This is a genomic window from Streptomyces sp. NPDC048825, from assembly GCF_043198355.1.
Classification (GTDB): Bacteria; Actinomycetota; Actinomycetes; order Streptomycetales; family Streptomycetaceae; genus Streptomyces; species Streptomyces xiangluensis.
Window position 1 is genome coordinate 248,683 of record NZ_JBICUR010000005.1, and the last position, 17,723, is coordinate 266,405.

General features: G+C 70.4%; 22 protein-coding genes. 15 read left to right on the plus strand and 7 right to left on the minus strand.

Features of this window, described 5'->3' with window-relative positions; genetic code table 11:
• Positions 1 to 8: 8 nt before the first annotated feature.
• From ACGFNK_RS15110 to ACGFNK_RS15170, 13 genes are read left to right on the plus strand one after another with little or no spacing between them, the layout of a single operon-like run.
• Positions 9 to 1,865, plus strand: a complete 1,857-nt coding sequence (locus tag ACGFNK_RS15110; protein WP_393415884.1) for an FAD-dependent oxidoreductase — start codon at positions 9 to 11, stop codon at positions 1,863 to 1,865.
• Entirely contained in the window at positions 1,862 to 3,709 is a 1,848-nt protein-coding gene (locus ACGFNK_RS15115; RefSeq protein WP_393415886.1) for a transketolase, read from the plus strand. The genes ACGFNK_RS15110 and ACGFNK_RS15115 overlap by 4 nt, the downstream gene beginning before the upstream one ends.
• 54 nt (positions 3,710 to 3,763) lie before the next feature.
• A complete protein-coding gene (gene ligD, locus ACGFNK_RS15120; RefSeq protein ID WP_393415888.1) occupies positions 3,764 to 4,687 on the plus strand; it encodes a non-homologous end-joining DNA ligase in 924 nt (307 codons plus the stop codon).
• A gap of 58 nt (positions 4,688 to 4,745) precedes the next feature.
• Positions 4,746 to 5,108: a gas vesicle protein gene (locus ACGFNK_RS15125; protein WP_393415890.1), complete on the plus strand. Its 363-nt coding sequence runs from the start codon at positions 4,746 to 4,748 to the stop codon at positions 5,106 to 5,108.
• A gap of 55 nt (positions 5,109 to 5,163) precedes the next feature.
• The gene (locus tag ACGFNK_RS15130) at positions 5,164 to 5,601 is read left to right on the plus strand and encodes a gas vesicle structural protein GvpA (protein ID WP_393415892.1); all 438 of its coding nucleotides are present in this window, start codon (positions 5,164 to 5,166) and stop codon (positions 5,599 to 5,601) included.
• Entirely contained in the window at positions 5,598 to 6,416 is an 819-nt protein-coding gene (locus ACGFNK_RS15135; RefSeq protein ID WP_393415894.1) for a GvpL/GvpF family gas vesicle protein, read from the plus strand. Before ACGFNK_RS15130 ends, ACGFNK_RS15135 begins: the two co-directional genes overlap by 4 nt.
• Positions 6,417 to 6,420: 4 nt before the next feature.
• Positions 6,421 to 6,678, plus strand: coding sequence for a gas vesicle protein GvpG (locus tag ACGFNK_RS15140; protein ID WP_165343179.1), 258 nt, complete (start codon positions 6,421 to 6,423; stop codon positions 6,676 to 6,678).
• Positions 6,679 to 6,680: 2 nt separating this feature from the next.
• Positions 6,681 to 7,349 carry a DNA primase gene (locus ACGFNK_RS15145; RefSeq protein ID WP_393415896.1) on the plus strand — a complete coding sequence of 223 codons (669 nt, stop codon included), beginning with the start codon at positions 6,681 to 6,683 and terminating at the stop codon, positions 7,347 to 7,349.
• Complete coding sequence (locus ACGFNK_RS15150; RefSeq protein ID WP_393415898.1) at positions 7,346 to 8,467, plus strand: SRPBCC family protein; 1,122 nt, start codon at positions 7,346 to 7,348, stop codon at positions 8,465 to 8,467. The genes ACGFNK_RS15145 and ACGFNK_RS15150 overlap by 4 nt, the downstream gene beginning before the upstream one ends.
• A complete protein-coding gene (locus ACGFNK_RS15155; RefSeq protein ID WP_393415900.1) occupies positions 8,464 to 8,826 on the plus strand; it encodes a gas vesicle protein in 363 nt (120 codons plus the stop codon). Before ACGFNK_RS15150 ends, ACGFNK_RS15155 begins: the two co-directional genes overlap by 4 nt.
• On the plus strand, positions 8,823 to 9,632 hold the full coding sequence (locus ACGFNK_RS15160; RefSeq protein WP_393415902.1) for a GvpL/GvpF family gas vesicle protein: 810 nt from the start codon (positions 8,823 to 8,825) through the stop codon (positions 9,630 to 9,632). Before ACGFNK_RS15155 ends, ACGFNK_RS15160 begins: the two co-directional genes overlap by 4 nt.
• Positions 9,629 to 9,817, plus strand: a complete 189-nt coding sequence (locus ACGFNK_RS15165; RefSeq protein ID WP_386341340.1) for a gas vesicle protein — start codon at positions 9,629 to 9,631, stop codon at positions 9,815 to 9,817. Before ACGFNK_RS15160 ends, ACGFNK_RS15165 begins: the two co-directional genes overlap by 4 nt.
• The gene (locus tag ACGFNK_RS15170) at positions 9,814 to 10,098 is read left to right on the plus strand and encodes a gas vesicle protein K (RefSeq protein ID WP_388680628.1); all 285 of its coding nucleotides are present in this window, start codon (positions 9,814 to 9,816) and stop codon (positions 10,096 to 10,098) included. Before ACGFNK_RS15165 ends, ACGFNK_RS15170 begins: the two co-directional genes overlap by 4 nt.
• 29 nt (positions 10,099 to 10,127) lie before the next feature.
• Here ACGFNK_RS15170 and ACGFNK_RS15175 read toward each other — a convergent pair whose 3' ends face one another.
• The 3 genes from ACGFNK_RS15175 to ACGFNK_RS15185 form a co-directional block, all read right to left on the minus strand.
• Positions 10,128 to 10,298 (minus strand): hydrophobic protein, encoded by a 171-nt coding sequence (locus ACGFNK_RS15175; protein ID WP_386341344.1) that lies wholly within the window; start codon positions 10,296 to 10,298, stop codon positions 10,128 to 10,130.
• Positions 10,299 to 10,344: 46 nt separating this feature from the next.
• A complete protein-coding gene (locus ACGFNK_RS15180; protein WP_393415905.1) occupies positions 10,345 to 11,160 on the minus strand; it encodes a class I SAM-dependent methyltransferase in 816 nt (271 codons plus the stop codon).
• A gap of 108 nt (positions 11,161 to 11,268) precedes the next feature.
• Complete coding sequence (locus ACGFNK_RS15185) at positions 11,269 to 12,759, minus strand: bifunctional phosphatase PAP2/diacylglycerol kinase family protein (RefSeq protein WP_393415907.1); 1,491 nt, start codon at positions 12,757 to 12,759, stop codon at positions 11,269 to 11,271.
• Positions 12,760 to 12,838: 79 nt separating this feature from the next.
• Between ACGFNK_RS15185 and ACGFNK_RS15190 the strand changes: the two genes are divergently transcribed.
• Complete coding sequence (locus ACGFNK_RS15190) at positions 12,839 to 14,458, plus strand: ABC-F family ATP-binding cassette domain-containing protein (RefSeq protein ID WP_393415909.1); 1,620 nt, start codon at positions 12,839 to 12,841, stop codon at positions 14,456 to 14,458.
• Between the two features lie 48 nt (positions 14,459 to 14,506).
• On the opposite strand, the gene ACGFNK_RS15195 is transcribed toward ACGFNK_RS15190, so the two are convergent.
• Complete coding sequence (locus ACGFNK_RS15195) at positions 14,507 to 15,646, minus strand: Vms1/Ankzf1 family peptidyl-tRNA hydrolase (protein ID WP_393415911.1); 1,140 nt, start codon at positions 15,644 to 15,646, stop codon at positions 14,507 to 14,509.
• 86 nt (positions 15,647 to 15,732) lie between these two features.
• On the opposite strand from ACGFNK_RS15195, the gene ACGFNK_RS15200 reads away from it, so the two are divergent.
• On the plus strand, positions 15,733 to 15,966 hold the full coding sequence (locus ACGFNK_RS15200) for a DUF6158 family protein (protein ID WP_165343168.1): 234 nt from the start codon (positions 15,733 to 15,735) through the stop codon (positions 15,964 to 15,966).
• 75 nt (positions 15,967 to 16,041) lie between these two features.
• Here ACGFNK_RS15200 and ACGFNK_RS15205 read toward each other — a convergent pair whose 3' ends face one another.
• The 3 genes from ACGFNK_RS15205 to ACGFNK_RS15215 form a co-directional block, all read right to left on the minus strand.
• Complete coding sequence (locus tag ACGFNK_RS15205; RefSeq protein WP_393415913.1) at positions 16,042 to 16,581, minus strand: type 1 glutamine amidotransferase domain-containing protein; 540 nt, start codon at positions 16,579 to 16,581, stop codon at positions 16,042 to 16,044.
• Positions 16,582 to 16,689: 108 nt separating this feature from the next.
• Positions 16,690 to 17,130: a CBS domain-containing protein gene (locus tag ACGFNK_RS15210; protein ID WP_393415915.1), complete on the minus strand. Its 441-nt coding sequence runs from the start codon at positions 17,128 to 17,130 to the stop codon at positions 16,690 to 16,692.
• Positions 17,131 to 17,287: 157 nt separating this feature from the next.
• Positions 17,288 to 17,689: a DUF2795 domain-containing protein gene (locus ACGFNK_RS15215; protein ID WP_393415917.1), complete on the minus strand. Its 402-nt coding sequence runs from the start codon at positions 17,687 to 17,689 to the stop codon at positions 17,288 to 17,290.
• Between the last annotated feature and the right edge of the window lie 34 nt (positions 17,690 to 17,723).

Sequence of the window (17,723 nt, forward strand, 5' to 3'; positions counted from 1 at the left end):
AGGCGAACATGAGTCGACCCCGCGTCGTGATCGTCGGTGCCGGCTTCGCCGGGTACCAGACGGCACGCACCCTGTCCCGGATCACCCGAGGCAAGGCCGAGATCACTCTCCTGAACCCGACGGATTACTTTCTGTATCTGCCCCTGCTGCCCCAGGTCGCCGCCGGGGTGCTCGAACCGCGCCGGGTCACCGTCTCGCTCGCCGGCACCCTGCCGCGCGTACGGCTGGTGCTCGGGGAGGCCGACGGGATCGACCTCGAAGGGCACTCCGTGCACTACACGGATCCCGAGGGTGACGGCGGCACGCTCGCGTACGACCGTCTTGTGCTGGCCGTCGGCAGCGTCAACAAGCTGCTGCCCGTACCCGGTGTCGCCGAGCACGCGCACGGGTTCCGGGGGATGCCGGAGGCGTTGTATCTGCGCGATCACGTGACGCGGCAGGTGGAGCTCGCGGCGGCCTCCGACGATCCCAAGAGCTGTGCGTCGCGGTGCACCTTCGTGGTGGTCGGCGCCGGCTATACGGGGACCGAAGTCGCCGCGCAGGGGCAGATGTTCACCGACGCGCTGGTGCGCAAGCAGCCGCTGCGGCAGGGCATACGGCCGCGCTGGCTGCTGCTCGACATCGCTCCGCGTGTGCTGCCCGAGCTCGACGAACGCCTCTCGCGTACCGCCGACCGTGTGCTGCGGGGGCGCGGGGTCGAGGTCCGCACGGGGACCTCGGTGGAGGAGGCCACCCCGACCGGAGTGCGGCTCAGCGACGGGGAGTTCATCGACACGCAAACCCTTGTGTGGTGTGTCGGCGTACGGCCCGATCCGCTGGTCGAGGGGCTCGGGCGACCGCTGGAGCGCGGCCGGCTGCTCGTCGACCCGTACCTGCAAGTACCGGGCCACCCCGAGGTGTTCGCGTGCGGGGACGCTGCCGCTGTGCCGGATCTGGAGAAGCCCGGCCAGTACACGCCGATGACCGCTCAGCACGCCTGGCGGCATGGCAAGGTCGCGGGCCGCAACGTCGCCGCCTCGCTCGGCTTCGGCGACCGCCGCGTCTACCGCCACCGCGACATGGGCTTCACCGTCGACCTCGGCGGCGTGAAGGCCGCCGCGAATCCGCTCGGTGTCCACCTCTCCGGCCCGCTGGCCGGAGCCGTCACCCGCGGCTACCACCTCGCCGCCATGCCCGGCAACCGCATCCGAGTGGCCGCCGACTGGTTCCTGGACGCCGTACTCCCGCGCCAGGCCGTCCAGTTGGGCCTGGTCCGCTCCTGGTCGGTTCCCCTGGACACGGCTTCCCCGGAACTGGCCCGGGTGGCGGGCCCGCCGGCCGCGAACCACCCCGCTCCGGTCACGCGCGGTGCGCCAGTCGCGACGCAGGGGCCCGACACCCATGCGGTCCCGGACCCCGGCAGGCCGGGGGCGACGGCGCCGAGGAAGTCGGCGGTGCTGGACCCCGGGAGGCCGGGGTCGCCCAGTGACGATCAGCCTGGTCATGCTGACGCGACGAAAACGGGCCGTGGCGGCCCCGGTGCCGACGGTTCCGGTCCTGCCGGCTCCGGCCCGGGCGGGCCCGCGACGCCGGGCGCCGAGGAGCCTGCCTCCGGCAGGTCTGCGGCGTCTGGTCCGGGTGGGTCCACCGCGTACAAGCCCATGGCGTCCGGTTCCGGCGAATCCGGCTCCAGCGGGCAGGCGGCGTCCGGTTCCGAGGGGGATGCCTCTGCCGCGCCGGAGGCATCCGGTCCCGGCGGACCCGGCTCCGGTCAGCCGGAGACATCCGGTCCCGACAAGCCCGCCTCCGCCGCGCCGGAGGCATCCGGCCCCGGCAACCCCCGTCCCGCCCGGCCGGCACGACCCCGCACAGAGGGAGAGTCATGAAGAGCCGTCAACTTGTCGATCTTGGACAGCAGTTGCGGGTGGACAGTGTGCGGGCTGCGGCCGCGGCCGGGTCCGGGCATCCGACCTCCTCGATGTCTTCTGCTGATCTGATGGCTGTGCTGCTTGCCCGTCATCTGCGGTATGACTTCGAGCGGCCCGCTCACCCCGCGAACGACCGGTTCGTCCTGTCTAAGGGGCATGCCTCGCCACTGCTGTACGCCGCGTACAAGGCGGCCGGAGCCATCAACGAGACCGAGCTGATGACCTTCCGGCGGCTCGGGAGCCGGCTCGAGGGGCATCCGACGCCGCGCCGGCTGCCATGGGTGGAGACGGCCACCGGGTCGCTCGGGCAGGGGCTGCCCGTGGGGGTCGGGATCGCGCTGTCCGGAAAGCGGCTCGACCGGGTCGGCTACCGGGTATGGGTGCTGTGCGGCGACAGCGAACTGGCCGAGGGCTCCATATGGGAGGCGGCCGAGCACGCCGCGTACGAGCATCTCGACAACCTCACCGCCATCGTCGACGTCAACCGGCTCGGCCAGCGCGGCCCGACCCGGCACGGCCACGACCTCGACGCGTACGCCCGCCGCTTCCAGGCCTTCGGCTGGCACACGATCGAGGTCGACGGACACGACGTGGACGCCGTGGACCGCGCGTACGGCGAGGCCCTCTCCACCGTCGGACAGCCGACCGTGATTCTCGCCCGCACCCTCAAGGGCAAGGGCGTCGAAGCCGCCCAGGACCGAGAGGGACTGCACGGCAAGCCGCTGAAGGACGCCGACGAGGCGATCGAGGAACTCGGCGGAGTGCACGACATCCGCGTCGAGGTCCAACCCCCGCCCGCCGCCCGGATGCTGCACGCCGTACGGACCGGACACCTGGACCTGCCGCGCTACGAGCTCGGCGACCAGGTCGCCACCCGCGATGCCTTCGGCCAGGCGCTCGCCGCGCTCGGCACGGCACGCGGCGACATCGTCGCCCTCGACGGCGAGGTCAGCGACTCCACGCGCTCCGAGTACTTCGCGAAGGAACACCCCGACCGGTTCTTCGAGTGCTACATCGCCGAGCAGCAGCTCGTCGCCGCCGCCGTGGGACTCGCCGCACGCGGCTGGGTGCCGTACGTGTCGACCTTCGCGGCGTTCCTCACCCGCGCCCACGATTTCGTCCGCATGGCGTCGATCAGCGGCAGCGGCATCAACCTGATCGGCTCACACGCGGGCGTCGCGATCGGCCAGGACGGACCCTCGCAGATGGGCCTGGAGGACCTGGCGATGTTCCGCGCGCTGCACGACTCGACCGTGCTCTACCCGTGCGACGCCAACCAGGCGGCGAAGCTCGTCGCCGCGATGGCGGGCTGCGAGGGCATCCGCTATCTGCGGACCTCGCGCGGCGCCTCGCCCGTCGTCTACGGACCGAACGAGGAGTTCCCGATCGGCGGCAGCAAGGTGCTGCGCGTCTCCGCTCAGGACCGGCTGACCATCGTCGCCGCCGGAGCGACCGTGCACGAGGCCCTGACCGCCGCAGACCTGCTCGCGGCGGACGGCATCCCCGTCCAGGTCATCGACCTCTACTCCGTCAAGCCCGTCGACCGCCGCACCCTGCGCGAGGCCGCCGAACACACCGGCTGCCTGATCACCGTCGAGGACCACCGCGAGGAGGGCGGCCTCGGCGACGCGGTCCTCGACGCCTTCCTCGACGGCCGCCCGATGCCCCGCCTGGTCCGCCTCGCCGTGCGCACCATGCCCGGCTCGGCCTCGCCCGCCGAGCAGCTGCATGCCGCGGGCATCGACGCCGAGTCGATCGCGGCTTCGGCAAAGCTGCTGGTCGAGCACGCGGTCGTGCGATGAGAAGGCATGCGATGAGAGCGGGATGACAGCCACCGCTGTTCGCGTACGGAGGGAATGAGCATGGGCGGCACACGGACCGTAAGGGCCGGTCGGCGCACCGTGGAGGTGCACCGGCCCGACAAGGTGCTGTTCCCCGGCGAGGGGCGGGCCAAGGAGTACACCAAGGACGACCTCGTCTCCTACTACCGGGAGGTCGCGCCCTTCATGCTGCCGCATCTGCGCGGCCGGCCACTGATGCTGGAGCGGCACCCGGACGGTCTCGACGGCCCCAGGTTCATGCAGAAGAACCTCCAGCCACACGATCCGGACTGGATCAACCGCATCGAGGTGCCCAAGGAGGGCGGCACCGTCTGCCACCCCGTGTGCGACGACACCGCCACTCTGCTCTACCTCGCCGACCAGGCCTCTCTGACCCTGCACCGCTGGCTGGCCCGCGTCGACGGGATCGACCGTCCCGACCTGCTGGTCTTCGACCTCGACCCGGCGGGCGACGACTTCGGCACCGTACGCCGGGCGGCCCGGCAGCTCGGCGAACTCCTCGACCGGATCGAGCTGCCGTCCGCGCTGATGACCACCGGCTCCCGCGGCCTGCACGTCATCGTGCTGCTCAACGGACACCACGACTTCGACGAAGCACGCGAGTTCGCCAGGGCCGTCGCCGACACACTCGCCGACGCGCACCCCGACGAGCTCACCACGGCCGCCCGCAAGAAGGACCGCGGTGACCGGCTCTACCTCGACGTACAGCGCAATGCGTACGCCCAGACCGCCGTCGTCCCCTTCACCGTGCGCGCCCGGCCCGGCGCCCCGGTGGCCACGCCCATCAGCTGGGACCAGCTGGACGATCCGGACCTGGGCCCCCGGCGCTGGAGCATCGACAACGCCGTCGACCAGGCCCGTACCGACCCCTGGTCCGCCCTGCCGCGCCGCGGACGGGCGCTGGGGCCCGCGCGGCGCAAGCTCGACGCCCTGCGCTAGACGCCCTGGACCAGAGGTTTGGCCAAGGGCCTAGGGGCACTCGGAAGGCGAGGTGGCCATGTCGAATACATCCAACACATCCAGAAAATCAAGTTCACAAGATCCTGCGGACTCCCGGAAAGACCGGCAGAACGGTCGGGGGGACGAGGCGCCGGGCCCCATGGAGGTGCTGCGCCACGCGCGCACTCAGCTCGCCGAGCTCACCGGCATGGCGGCCGAGTCCGTGTCGTCCTTCGAACGTACCGAGGACGGCTGGGTACTGGAGATCGAGGTCCTGGAACTCACCAGGGTCCCCGACACGATGAGCCTGCTCGCGAGCTACGAGGTGACCCTCGACCCCCATGGCGAGCTCACCGGCTACCGGCGCGTTCGCCGTTACGAACGCGGGAGGGCCGAACCACATAGGCCCGGCGGCCGGTAGGCCGCCGACCCGCGCATCCGCACACACTCGCAACCCACAAGGAGGAACGGTCGGTATGACCGTCGTCCCAGCTCAGCAGACCGGCGGCGGAGGCGGCTCCAGCGGCCTCTATGACGTGCTGGAGCTCGTCCTGGACCGAGGGCTCGTCATCGACGCCTTCGTCCGGGTCTCCCTCGTCGGTATCGAGATCCTGAAGATCGACGTCCGTGTCGTCGTCGCCAGCGTCGACACCTATCTGCGCTTCGCCGAGGCGTGCAACCGGCTCGACCTGGAGGCGGGCCCGCGCAAGAGCCCCGGCCTGCCCGACATGGTCGGCGAGATCACCGAGTCCGGCGCGCGCGGCAAGTCCAAGGGAGCGCTGTCGGGCGCCGCCGAGACCATCTCCGGCGCCTTCAAGCAGGCCCGTGAAGAGGGCCAGGGCGAACGCCAGGCCGAGCCCAGGCCGCGCGCCCGCAAGTCCACGGCGACGCGCAAGAAGGAGGAGCCGGAGTGAGCACGTACGTCTACGGCATCACCGCCGACTCCCACCCTTCGCTTCCCGAGGGCATGGACGGCGTCGGCGACCCGGCGTGCTCCGTGCGGGTCGTCAAGGAGGGCGGTCTCGCCGCTGTCGTCAGCGACGCTCCCGAAGGGCTGCGGCCCAAGCGCAAGGACTTGCTGGCCCACCAGAACGTGCTGGCCGAGGTCGGCGCGGGCGGCCCGGTGCTGCCCATGCGGTTCGGCAGCATCGCGACCGACGACGCCACCGTCGCCGGCGTGCTGGCCGAACGCGCGGACCACTACAAGGAACGCCTCGAGGCGCTGGCCGGCAAGGTCGAGTACAACGTCAAGGCCAGCCACGAGGAAGAGGCCGTACTGCACCGCGTGATGTCCGAGAACCCGGAGGTCCGTGCGCTCACCGAGGCCAACCGGCAGTCCGGCGGCGGCAGTTACCAGCAGAAGCTACGGCTCGGCGAGATGGTGGTGGCCGCGGTGAAGTCCCGTGAGGCGGAGGACGCCGCCGAGCTCCAGCACGCCCTGGAGCCGGTCGCCGACGCCGTGAGCGCGGGCCCCGAGTCCAGCGGATGGCTGGCCAACCTGTCGTTCCTGGTGGCCCGCGAGACGGCGGAGGTGTTCCTCACCGCCGTCGAGCAGGTCCGCAAGAGCCATCCGCACCTCGATGTGCGGGTCAACGGACCGCTGCCACCGTACAGCTTTGTCGACCCGGGCCCCTCCGAGCCGGCGGACACCACGATCGGCTCGGACGCCGCAACGGACGCCGAAGCGGAGCGAATTCAGGAACGGATGCAAGAGCGGATCCAGGAGTGAACTCATGGGACTGATCGGTGAAGTGCTGCTGCTGCCGCTCGCCCCGGTGCGCGGCAGCGCATGGGTCGTCAGACAGGTGCTGAACGAGGCGGAGCGGATCTACTACGACCCGGCCACCGTGCGGACCGAACTCGCCCGGCTCGAGGAGCGGCTCGAGTCGGGCGAGATCGATGAGGAGGAGTTCGACCGACTAGAGGACGAGCTTCTCGACCGGCTGGAGATCAGCATGCGCGGCAACGCGGGAACAAGCGAGTGGACGTGACCATGAACCGAGTGGGACTGGGCCTCGCGGTAGGGGCCGGATACGTCCTCGGACGTACGAAGAAGATGAAGATGGCGTTCGCCGTCGGCTCTCTGGTGGCCGGTAAGAAGATGAATCTGAGCCCGCGGGCGCTCGCGAATCTGGTGAATGAGCAGCTGCAGAACAACCCGCAGGTCAAAGAGATCGGCGACCAGCTGCGCGAGGACCTGAGTGGAGTCGGCAAGGCGGCGTCCGGTGCGCTGGTCGAGCGGCGGATCGACGCGCTGGCGGACCGGCTGCACGGCCGGACCGAGCGGGTCCGCGGACAGCTCGCGGGTGTGACACCGGACGTGCCGGGTCTCCGGGACGAGGAGCAGCCCGAGGACGAACGCGAGGAATCCGAAGAAGAGGCATCCGAAGAACCGGATGAGGCTGCTGAGGCCGAGGGCGAGTCCGAAGAGCCGGAGGCTGAGGAGCGCGAGGAGGCCGAGGCCGAGGAGCCGCAGCAGGGCGCCGCCAGGAAGGCGGCGAAGAAGGCACCGGGCAAGAAGTCGGCCTCGAAGGGACCTGCGAGGAAGGCCCCCGCCAAGAAGACAGCGGGCAAGAAGACGGCGGCGAAGTCCACCAAGAAGGCCCCCGCGAAGAAGACGGCCGCACGCGGCCGAGCTGCCGAGGGGAGGCAGGGACGATGACGGACACCCTCGGGACGGCGGCGGGCCGGGCCAAGAACGGCCTCGGCACGGCGACGGAACAGACGAAGGAGACGAAGGGCGGCCTCGGCGGTCTGGGAGGCGTCGCGCAGAGCGAAGCCGCCGACCGGCTCAAGGCGGAGCTCCAGGAATACCTCGCGGCCCAGGCCCAGCACCTGCTGGTCGGCTTCGGCCGCAAGCTCGGCGAGACGACCGGCAAGCTCAACGACATCGCCGCGGGCAACAGCCCCGGGTTCGCCAAACTCGCTCTCGACGGCGGCCGCAAACTCGCCGAGGGCAAGGGACCGTTGAGGTCCGCCCTGGAGCTCGGCGCGGGCCGGGCCAAGGACAAAGTGGTCGGCGCCTTCAAGGGCATGGCCGGCGGCGGCGGAAAGGGCAAACTCAAGGGCCGCGCCGGCAAGAAGCCCACGGTCATCATGGAGTTCATCGACGTCGGCGTGCCACTGCGCACGGCGTACGACCAGTGGACCCAGTACCAGGACTTCAGCACCTTCGCAAAGGGCGTCAAGGGCGCGAACCGCGTCGACGACACCACCTCCGACTGGCAGCTCAAGGTCTTCTGGTCCAACCGCAGTTGGAAGGCCAACACCACGGAACAGGTGGCGGACGACCGGATCTCCTGGACGTCGGAGGGCAGCAAGGGCACGACGAAGGGCGTTGTCTCCTTCCACTACCTCGCAGAAAACCTCACTCGCATCCTGCTGGTCATCGAGTACTACCCCCAGGGGTTCTTCGAGAAGACCGGCAACATCTGGCGCGCCCAGGGCCGCAGGGCGCGCCTCGACCTCAAGAACTTCGCCCGCTTCATCACGATCAAGGGTGAGGCGGAGGAAAGCTGGCGCGGGGAGATCCGCGACGGCGAGGTGGTCCGCAGCCACGAGGACGCGCTCGCCGAGGAGAGCGAGGAAGCAGAGGAGGAAGAGGGCGCCTACGAGGAGGAGGGCCCGAGCGGCGAAGAGGAAGAGGAAGCGGAAGAGGAGCCTGAGGACGAATACGAGGACGAAGAGGTGCCTGAGGGCGAGGAGGAACAAGAGGAGCCCGAGGGCGAGTACGAGGAGGAAGACGAGTACGAGACCGCCCAAGGCGGGAGCCGCCGATGACCACTCCCGGCCGACTTCCCGAACCGTACGGGCGCGACACCAGCGCCAATCTCGCCGACATCCTTGAGCGCGTGCTCGACAAGGGCATCGTGATCGCGGGCGATATCCGGATCAATCTGCTCGACATCGAACTGCTCACGATCAAGCTGCGGCTCATTGTCGCCTCCGTCGACAAGGCGAAGGAGATGGGGATCGACTGGTGGGAGGACGACCCCGCGTTGTCCACGCGTGCGAGGCGCGACGAACTGGCCCGTGAGAACGCCGAGTTGCGGGCACAAGTCGCCGAACTGGAACGCGGGGCAGACGAGCGCGGGGTAGTCGAGCGTGGTCGTGCCCGTACGGAGGAGGAGGCCCCATGAGCGGTCTGCGTTATGTCTATGCCGTCTGCCGCCCTTTCGGCTCCACCCTTCCCTCCCAGCTGACGGGCGTCGCGGGCGTGCCGCCCAAGCAGCTGACCCATCACGGACTGGTCGCCATCGTCAGCGCCGTACCTGAGGAGGACTTCTCCGAGGAGCCGCTGAAGGCCCACCTGGAGGACCTGGACTGGCTCAGCGCGACCGCGCGGGCCCACCAGAGCGTGATCGACGCACTCACCGTGGTCACCTCGCCCTTGCCGCTGCGGCTCGCCACCGTCTTCCGGGACGACAGCGGCGTACGCACGATGATGGAGGCCGAGGAGGAGACATTCCGCCGGACACTCGACCGGATCGAGGGACGGGTGGAATGGGGTGTAAAGCTCTACGCGGAATTCGCGGAGTCCTCCCAGCCCTCTCAAGTCTCCCCCTCCACCCAGGTTTCTGAGGAGCCTGGCGCGAAAATCGCGAAAGGCGGCTCGGGGCGCGACTATCTGCGGCAGCGGCGACAGCAGCGCAGAGCTCACGACGAGAAATGGGAGCGGGCCGAGGAATTCGCGCGCCGGCTGCACGAAACTCTTTCCGAGTTCGCGGAGGACGCGCGAATCCACGCGCCGCAGAACCCGGCGTTGTCCCGGGCCTCCGGGCGCAATGTACTCAACGCCGCCTATCTCGTACCGCGTGCGGAATCCGAGGAATTCGTGGAACTGGTGGACCGTACGAAAGGTGAGGAGCCGGGCCTTCGGGTGGAACTCACCGGGCCCTGGGCCGCGTACTCCTTCAGTGGCCCGGCGGGACAGGAGGGCGCATGACCGTCGTCGAACGCCGGGAGATCGCCCTCGTCGACCTGCTCGACCGGCTGCTCGCGGGCGGGGTCGTGATCACCGGTGACCTGACCCTGCGGATCGCGGACGTCGATCTCGTACGTATCGACCTGAACGCGCTCATCAGCTCGGTGAACGAACAGGTCCCCTCGCCCTGGCAGGAGCTGCTGTGACAAACCGGAGGAACCGTCTGGACCTTGATCCGGACACCGTGGAACGCGATCTGGTCAAGCTCGTGCTGACCGTCGTCGAGCTGCTGCGGCAGCTGATGGAGCGGCAGGCGATCCGGCGTTTCGACACCGGGGAGCTGACGGAGGACCAGGAGGAGCGGATCGGGCTGACGCTGATGCTCCTCGAGGACCGGATGGCCGAACTGCGCGATCGCTACGGACTGCGGCCCGAGGACCTCAATCTGGACCTCGGGCCGCTTGGACCACTGCTCCCGAAGGAATAGCGGATAGTGCACTTCCGCAGGGAAAGGGCCTACCAGCGATACCAACGGGACCTGGTGCCGGTCGTGGTGGTGCTACGCATCAAGAATCCGAGCAGCCACACGACAAGAACCGCCACGGCAATCCACCAGAGCACTTTCACCGCGAATCCGGCACCGAAGAGAATCAGCGCCAGAAGCAGTACCAGCAGGATGGGAACCATAATCTTCAACCTCCTCCTGCTGTCCGGGTAGCCCGAACGGGGGGAATCAGACCGGCTTTCGGCAGAGAATTTCTCCGTGCAGGCAGGAGAACCACGCGTCCTCCTGCAGTCCCCACTCCCGCCACCCCGCAGACACTGCTCGGAGTTGATCCTCCGTCGCATGGCCGCCCTGTGTGGCGCGCTCCGCGTACGCCGAGGCGAGGGTGCGGTCCGCCCACAGGCCGCTCCACCAGGCGCGCTCCGTGGCGGTGGCGAAGCACCAGGTGCTGGAGGAGGCGGAGATGTCGGTGCAACCGGCTTGCAGCGCCCAGGACTTGAGGCGCCGCCCGGCGTCCGGCTCACCGCCGTTGGCGCGGGCCACGCGCAGATACAGGTCCAGCCAGTCGTCCATGCCGGGCGTCCGCGGATACCAGACCATCCCCGAGTAGTCCCCGTCCCGCGCGGCCACGAAGCCGCCGGGCTTGGTGACCCGGTACATCTCGCGCAGCGCCTGCACCGGATCCCCCACGTGTTGCAGCACCTGATGGGCGTGGACGACATCGAAGGTGTGGTCGGGGTAGTCCAGCGCGTGGACGTCCGCAACCGCGAACTCGACGTTCTGCAGGCCTCGTTCGGCGGCCGTGGCGCGGGCCTGGTCCAGGATGCCCGGCGCATGGTCGACCCCGGTGACCCGGCCGTCCGGGACCAGCTCCGCCAGGTCGGCGGTGATGGTGCCCGGCCCGCAGCCGATGTCCAGGATCGCCATGTGGGGCTTCAGTGAACCGAGGAGGTACGCCGCCGAGTTGGCGGCCGTGCGCCAGGTGTGCGAGCGCAGCACGGACTCGTGGTGCCCGTGGGTGTAGACGGCGGTCTCCTTCGACATGGCGTCCCCTTCCGTGGCCGTACCAGGTGAGGTCACCGTACGCCGGCATGCCAAATAATGAGACCCGCGTCTTGCGATACGAACAGGAGATCGATGTCGACCGGGTGATCAGCGGTGGTCGAGCGGCCGGTAGACCGTCAGCGCCTCCGGCAACTTCTCCAGCGTCAACTCGCCCTCTACCTCCGTCACTTCGCCGTCATACGCCAGGAGTGTGCCGGGTGCGACGCCGTCCACGCGGAGGCCGCCGACCCGTACCGCCGCATGGACGGGGGAGCGGGTCAGCGGTCCCGCGACGGCCGCGGCGAGCAGCCGGACGGCGGGTTTGCGGCCCCCGTGCACGACCCGTACGTCCAGCCGGCCGTCCGCGAGGTCGTAGCGGCGGCCGGGGATCGGGCCCATGCGGTGGTACATGCCGTTGCCGGCGAACAACAGCCACAACGGCCGTTCCGTGCCGCCGATCTCGGTCCGCAGCGGATGCCGGTCGGCCCGCAGCACGCGCAGCGCCGCGAGCACCCCGGCGGGCCAGCCGCCGATCCGCCGCGACCAGCGGTCCCGCTCCCGCACCAGCTCGGGATAGACGCCCAGGCTGCAGGTGTTGAGGAAGCAGCCGTCGACGGCGCCGGCCTTGAAGTAGCCCACGTCCACGCGGACGGCGTCGCCGTGCCGGAGGGCCTGGCACAGATCGCGTGCGTCCTCCACGCCCAGGTCGTGTGCGAAGTGGTTGAGCGTTCCGCCGGGCAGCACCGCGAGCGGGAGGCCATGGCGCACGGCCACCTCGGCTGCCGCGTTCACGGTGCCGTCGCCGCCGCACACGCCCAGCACCACGGCCCGTTCCGCCGCCTTCTCCAACTCGGCCCGAAGCTCGGCCGCTTCGCACTCGACGACCTCGGCACGCGGCAGCACATCGTGCAGCAGACGTACGCGGTCCGGGGTGCCCGCCTCTTTGTTGGCGACGAGCACCAGGCCCTGGCCCTCGGGGAGCGCGGGCGCGTCCACGCGCGGGCGGCCCGGCGGCGGCAGCTGGTCACGGGTCGGCACAAGGCCGCGTACGGCATAGGCGGCGCCCGCGCCGAGTGCCGCGCCCGCGAGGACGTCGCTCGGGAAGTGAACACCCGTGTAGACGCGGGAGAGGGCCACCGCGACGGCGGCCGGGGCGACACTCGCGCCCAGCGGCCGGGACTCCAGGGCGACGCCTGTCGCGAAGGCCGCCGCCGACGCCGAGTGCCCCGAGGGGAACGAGGTGGTGATCGGCTGCCGCTCCAGCTGACGGATCAGCGGTACCGCGTGCAGCAGCGGGCGCGGGCGGCGCACGGTGCGCTTGCCGAGCGTGTTGATGGTCGCCGAGGCCAGGGCCAGCGAGGCGACACCCCGGGCGGCGGCGCGGCGGGCCTTCGGCGAGCGCGTCGCGGCGAGGGCGGTCGCCGTGGCGAACCACAGCACGCCGTGGTTGGCGCTGCGGCTGAGCCTCGGCAGGACGTGGTCGGCGCCCGGCCAGTGCCGGGCCGCCACGGCGTCGAAGAGCCGGCAGTCCAGGGCCAGCAGCCGGTTGCGCAGGCCATGGCCGGGTTCCGGGACGGTGAGGTCTACATCTGCGCTCATGAGCTGCGGGTACCCCGCAGACGCCGGACCGCGCATAACCGTTTGCCGCCCGCTGCCGCCGCCCGGACAATGCCCAACCATGGGACATCTGGAAGCGGCGCATCTCGAGTACTACCTGCCCGACGGGAGGGCGCTCCTCGGCGATGTGTCCTTCCGGGTGGGCGAAGGGGCCGCGGTCGCGCTGGTCGGCCCGAACGGCGCCGGGAAGACAACCCTCTTGAGGCTGATCTCGGGGGAGCTGAAGCCGCACGGCGGCACCGTCACCGTCAGCGGCGGGCTCGGGGTGATGCGCCAGTTCGTGGGGTCCGTACGCGACGAGACCACCGTGCGCGAACTGCTCGTCTCCGTCGCGCCGCCCCGGATCCGCGAGGCGGCGAAGGCCGTCGACACCGCCGAGCACGCCATCATGACCGTCGACGACGAGGCCGCCCAGCTCCAGTACGCGCAGGCGCTCGCCGACTGGGCGGAGGTCCAGGGGTACGAGGCCGAGACGCTGTGGGACATCTGCACCATGGCCGCGCTCGGCGTGCCGTACGAGAAGGCGCAGTTCCGCGAGGTGCGCACGCTCTCCGGCGGCGAGCAGAAGCGGCTCGTGCTGGAGGCTCTGCTGCGCGGCGGTGACGAGGTGCTGCTGCTCGACGAGCCGGACAACTACCTCGACGTGCCCGGCAAGCGCTGGCTGGAGGAGCGGCTGCGGGAGACACGCAAGACCGTCCTGTTCGTGTCCCACGACCGGGAACTCCTCGCCCGCGCCGCCGAGAAGATCGTCAGCGTGGAGCCGGGCCCTGCGGGCGCCGACGCCTGGGTGCACGGCGGCGGCTTCGCCACGTACCACGAGGCGCGGCGTGAACGCTTCGCGCGCTTCGAGGAGTTGCGCAGGCGCTGGGACGAGAAGCACGCCCAGCTGAAGAAACTGGTGCTGAATCTGCGTCAGGCGGCCACGATCAGCCATGAGCTGGCCTCGCGCTACCAGGCCGCGCAGACCAGGCTGCGCAAGTTCGAGGAGGCGGGCCCGCCGCCGGAGCCGCCCCGCGAGCAGGACATCACGATGCGTCTGCACGGCGGACGTACCGGCGTAAGAGCCGTCACCTGCAAGGGACTTGAGCTCTCCGGCCTGATGAAGCCCTTCGACCTGGAGGTCTTCTACGGCGAGCGGGTCGCCGTACTGGGCTCCAACGGCTCCGGCAAATCGCACTTCCTGCGGCTGCTCGCGGGCGGCGACGTCGCGCACTCGGGGGAGTGGAAGCTCGGCGCGCGCGTCGTTCCCGGCCACTTCGCGCAGACCCATGCCCACCCTGAGCTGGAGGGCCGTACGCTCCTCGACATTCTGTGGAGCGAGCACGCCCAGGACCGCGGCGCCGCGATGTCCCGGCTGCGGCGTTACGAGCTGACCGCCCAGGCCGAGCAGCGCTTCGACCGGCTGTCCGGCGGTCAGCAGGCCCGCTTCCAGATCCTCCTGCTGGAACTGGAAGGGGCCACGGCCCTGCTCCTCGACGAACCCACCGACAACCTCGACCTCGAGTCGGCCGAGGCACTGCAGGAGGGTTTGGAGGCATACCAGGGCACGGTTCTCGCCGTGACGCACGACCGCTGGTTCGCCCGCTCCTTCGACCGCTACCTGGTGTTCGGCAGCGATGGGAAGGTGCGCGAGACGACGGAGCCGGTGTGGGACGAGCGGCGAGTGGAGCGCGTCCGGTAGCCGACGGGGCCGTATCTACGGGCCGTATCTGCCGGGGCTACGACCTGGTCACCCGGGTTGCGGGGGCTCGCTCCAGCGGAGCAGCGCGCCAAGGCCCCCCACCGGAGCCGTCTGGGGCCCGGCCTCGGGCACGGCGGGCGTCAGCGACATCGCCGCGGCGCCCGACGCGATGACGGACCGCAGCAGTGCGTCGTCCGCCCGTGCCGACCAGGGGCGCGGTTCGCCCAGCGTCTTCGTGTCCGTGCGCCGCACCGCCAGCTGGTCGGGGGCCTCGCCGACCCACACCTCTCGGTGGGTGTCGGGCCCCTCCGGGATGATCAGCAACTCGTCGATCCGGTGCTCCCGGGCCGCCTCGATCACCGCAGGTACGCCCTCGACGGCGCCGACGTTGCCGTCCGCGTCCGGCGCCCGGGCCGCCATGAACCGCTCCAGGTCCTCTTCCGCCCTGCGCCGCACATGCTCCGCGCGGATCCGCTCCACGTCCTCGTCGAGCAGCCTGCTGCCGGCCCCGTGCGGTGCCTCCATCGTGCGGTCGTGCAATCGCTGCGGCAGCCGTTCGTGCACGGCCCGCCGCTCGCGGTCGTCGCCGACGAGAATCAGCAGGTCGGCCCGGGTCTCCTCCTGGCACACGGCGAGCGCGTCGGCGATCTCCGCGGCGTTGTGCTCCCAGGTGTTCTCCACCCTGAGCTGGAAGTGCCGCTCCGACCAGTCGACCGTGCTCGTACGGTGCAGGGGCCATCGCCGCCCGGTCACCGAGCCCGCGTCCCGGCTGCCCAGCGCGGAGCGCAGCTCGAAGTCGGCGCCCCGCCGGTCGACGTAGGCCACCACACAGACCGGGTCCTCACCGAGCAGATCGAGCAGCGGGGCGGTGTGCGGGAGCGCCGACCAGGTGACGGACAGTCCGCCCGGCGGGGGCGCGGCCAGCGCGGGGTCGAGGACGACCTCGCCGCCCGTGGCGAACAGGGCCCGGCCATGCGGTTCCGTGGAGTGCCGCAGCTCCTCCAGCGCGGACTCCACGGCCTGGCACGTGCGCTCGTCCGCGCCCTGGTCCGCGAGCTGCCGGGATGCCGCCTGTGCCGTCAGTGACCGCTCGTGAGGGGTGCTCTCCGTGTGCTGGGAGGTGCCGACGTACACGGAGGCCCAGGGTCCCGGATGTTCGTACAGTGGACGCAGAAAGGCGAGATCCATGGCTTCCTCCCGGATGCCGTTCGGGATATTGCTTGCCGGGCGGGTACCCGGACGCTTCGAAGGAACACGACGATCGGGGTACCACCATGACCGGAGTCGACCCGGGTCTTCTGGACGACCAGCAGCTGATGAAAGAGCTGGAGACGATCCACCGCACACGCCACGACACGCTGCTGCACGGCTCGAACGACGCGCTCCGCATCCACAACGAGCGGATGGCGCAGCTGGAGGGCGAGTATCTGCGCCGGAATCCGCGCCGCCCTGTGGCCCCGGGCCGGACACGGGAAGGCGCGCGGGAACGGCAGCCGGGCGGGGCGTGAGGTCACGCCCCGCCCTCGGTTCCCGGGTCGGCTGGTCAGTGGATCAGCCGGCCGGCTGGTTTGCAGGCCGGCAGCTCAGCGGCGCTTGGCGAACTCCTCCAGGAACGCCTCGCAGAACACCTTCAGGTCGTCCGGCTTGCGGCTGGTGACCAGTGTGGACGGCGCGGCCTCACAGACCTGGACCTGCTCGTCGACCCAGGTGCCGCCGGCGTTGCGGATGTCCGTACGCAGACTCGGCCACGAGGTCAGGGTGCGACCGCGGACCACGTCCGCCTCGACGAGCGTCCACGGGGCATGGCAGATCGCGGCGACCGGACGGCCCTGCTCGAAGAAGTCCCGTACGAACGACACGGCCTGCCCGTCCATGCGCAGCGCGTCCGGGTTGGCCACGCCGCCCGGCAGCACCAGGCCGTCGAAGGAACCCGCGGACGTCTCGGACACGACCTCCTGCACGGGGAACACATCGGCCTTGTCGAGATGGTGGAACGCCTGGATCTGACCGGGCTTCGTGGACACCAGGACGGGTTCGTGACCCGAGTCGATCACGGCCTGCCAGGGGTCGGTGAGTTCGATCTGCTCGACGCCTTCCGGCGCCATCAGAAACGCGATTCGCATCAGTTCTCCACGTCCTCTCCGGACAGGTCTTTCTCGACCCGTCCTCTCGGCACGTCCTTCCTCGACGGCTCGCCCCTTCCGGCACAGGCCGCCCTTCCTCCCGCTGATTCAGCGGATCATGCTGCCCGGCGAGTCGTCCGGCGCGGCGCGGCTGATCTCGGCCAGAGCCGAGCCGGGGTCCTCGGAGACCGCGAGGTCGCCCAGGCTGACCACGCCGATCGGGTGGCCGTCCTCGACGACCGGCAGACGGCGAATGGCGTGCTCGCGCATCAGCTCGACCGCGGCCGAGACCGCGTCGTCCGGACCGATCACCACAGGGTTCGGCGTGCACACGGCCTGGGCGCTCACCGTCAGCGGATCGACGCCGTCCGCGACCGCGCGCAGCGCGATGTCACGATCCGTCAGAACGCCCAGGAGGCTGCGGTCCCCGGCCACCAGGACATCCCCGATGTCCTGGGCGCGCATGAGTTGCGCCGCTTCGACGAGCGAGGCATCCGGACGCACCGCGACGACGCCTGGCGTCATGACTTCCCTCACGAACTGGGCCATGGTTGTGGGCCTTCCTGCATTCCCCGGTACCGGGGGTGTGGCACTGCTACTGGTACGACGACGTGATGTCGCCCGCAGTACCCCTGCGGGGGCGGCCTATGCCTCCGTCGCAGATTCGCCGCGGTTTCCTCAAGGGGTGCTCACCTCTCACCCGTTCTCACCGGTTCTCACCGGTCTCGCCGCTCGCGGCCCGTACGACCGCTTCGGCCAGCTCCTGAGCGGTGTGGTAGACCGCCTTCCTCGGCAGCCGCTCCAGCGGTTCGACGAGCCCGTCGGGTGCGTACCTGCTCCGCAGGAGACGGATCAGTTCACGAGGGGCCGCGGGGAAGGCCGTACGGCCCAGCAGCCGCGCCAGTTCGTAACGCACCGCCTCCTCGGAGCTCCGGCCGGCGTCCGGCCTGACCGGTCCGCCCGCGACCCACAGGTCGTCGTCGGCGGTCGGCTCCGGGTCGTGCCACTCCTCGGTCCTGGTCGGATGGCCCGACCGGAGCAGGCCCTGCAGTTCATGCTTCATCTCGTCGTCCTTGTGGACGTTGAGCCGGTCGCTGCCTCGCTGCATGTCTCCCTCCAGACACTCGGGGGTGGACCCTCGT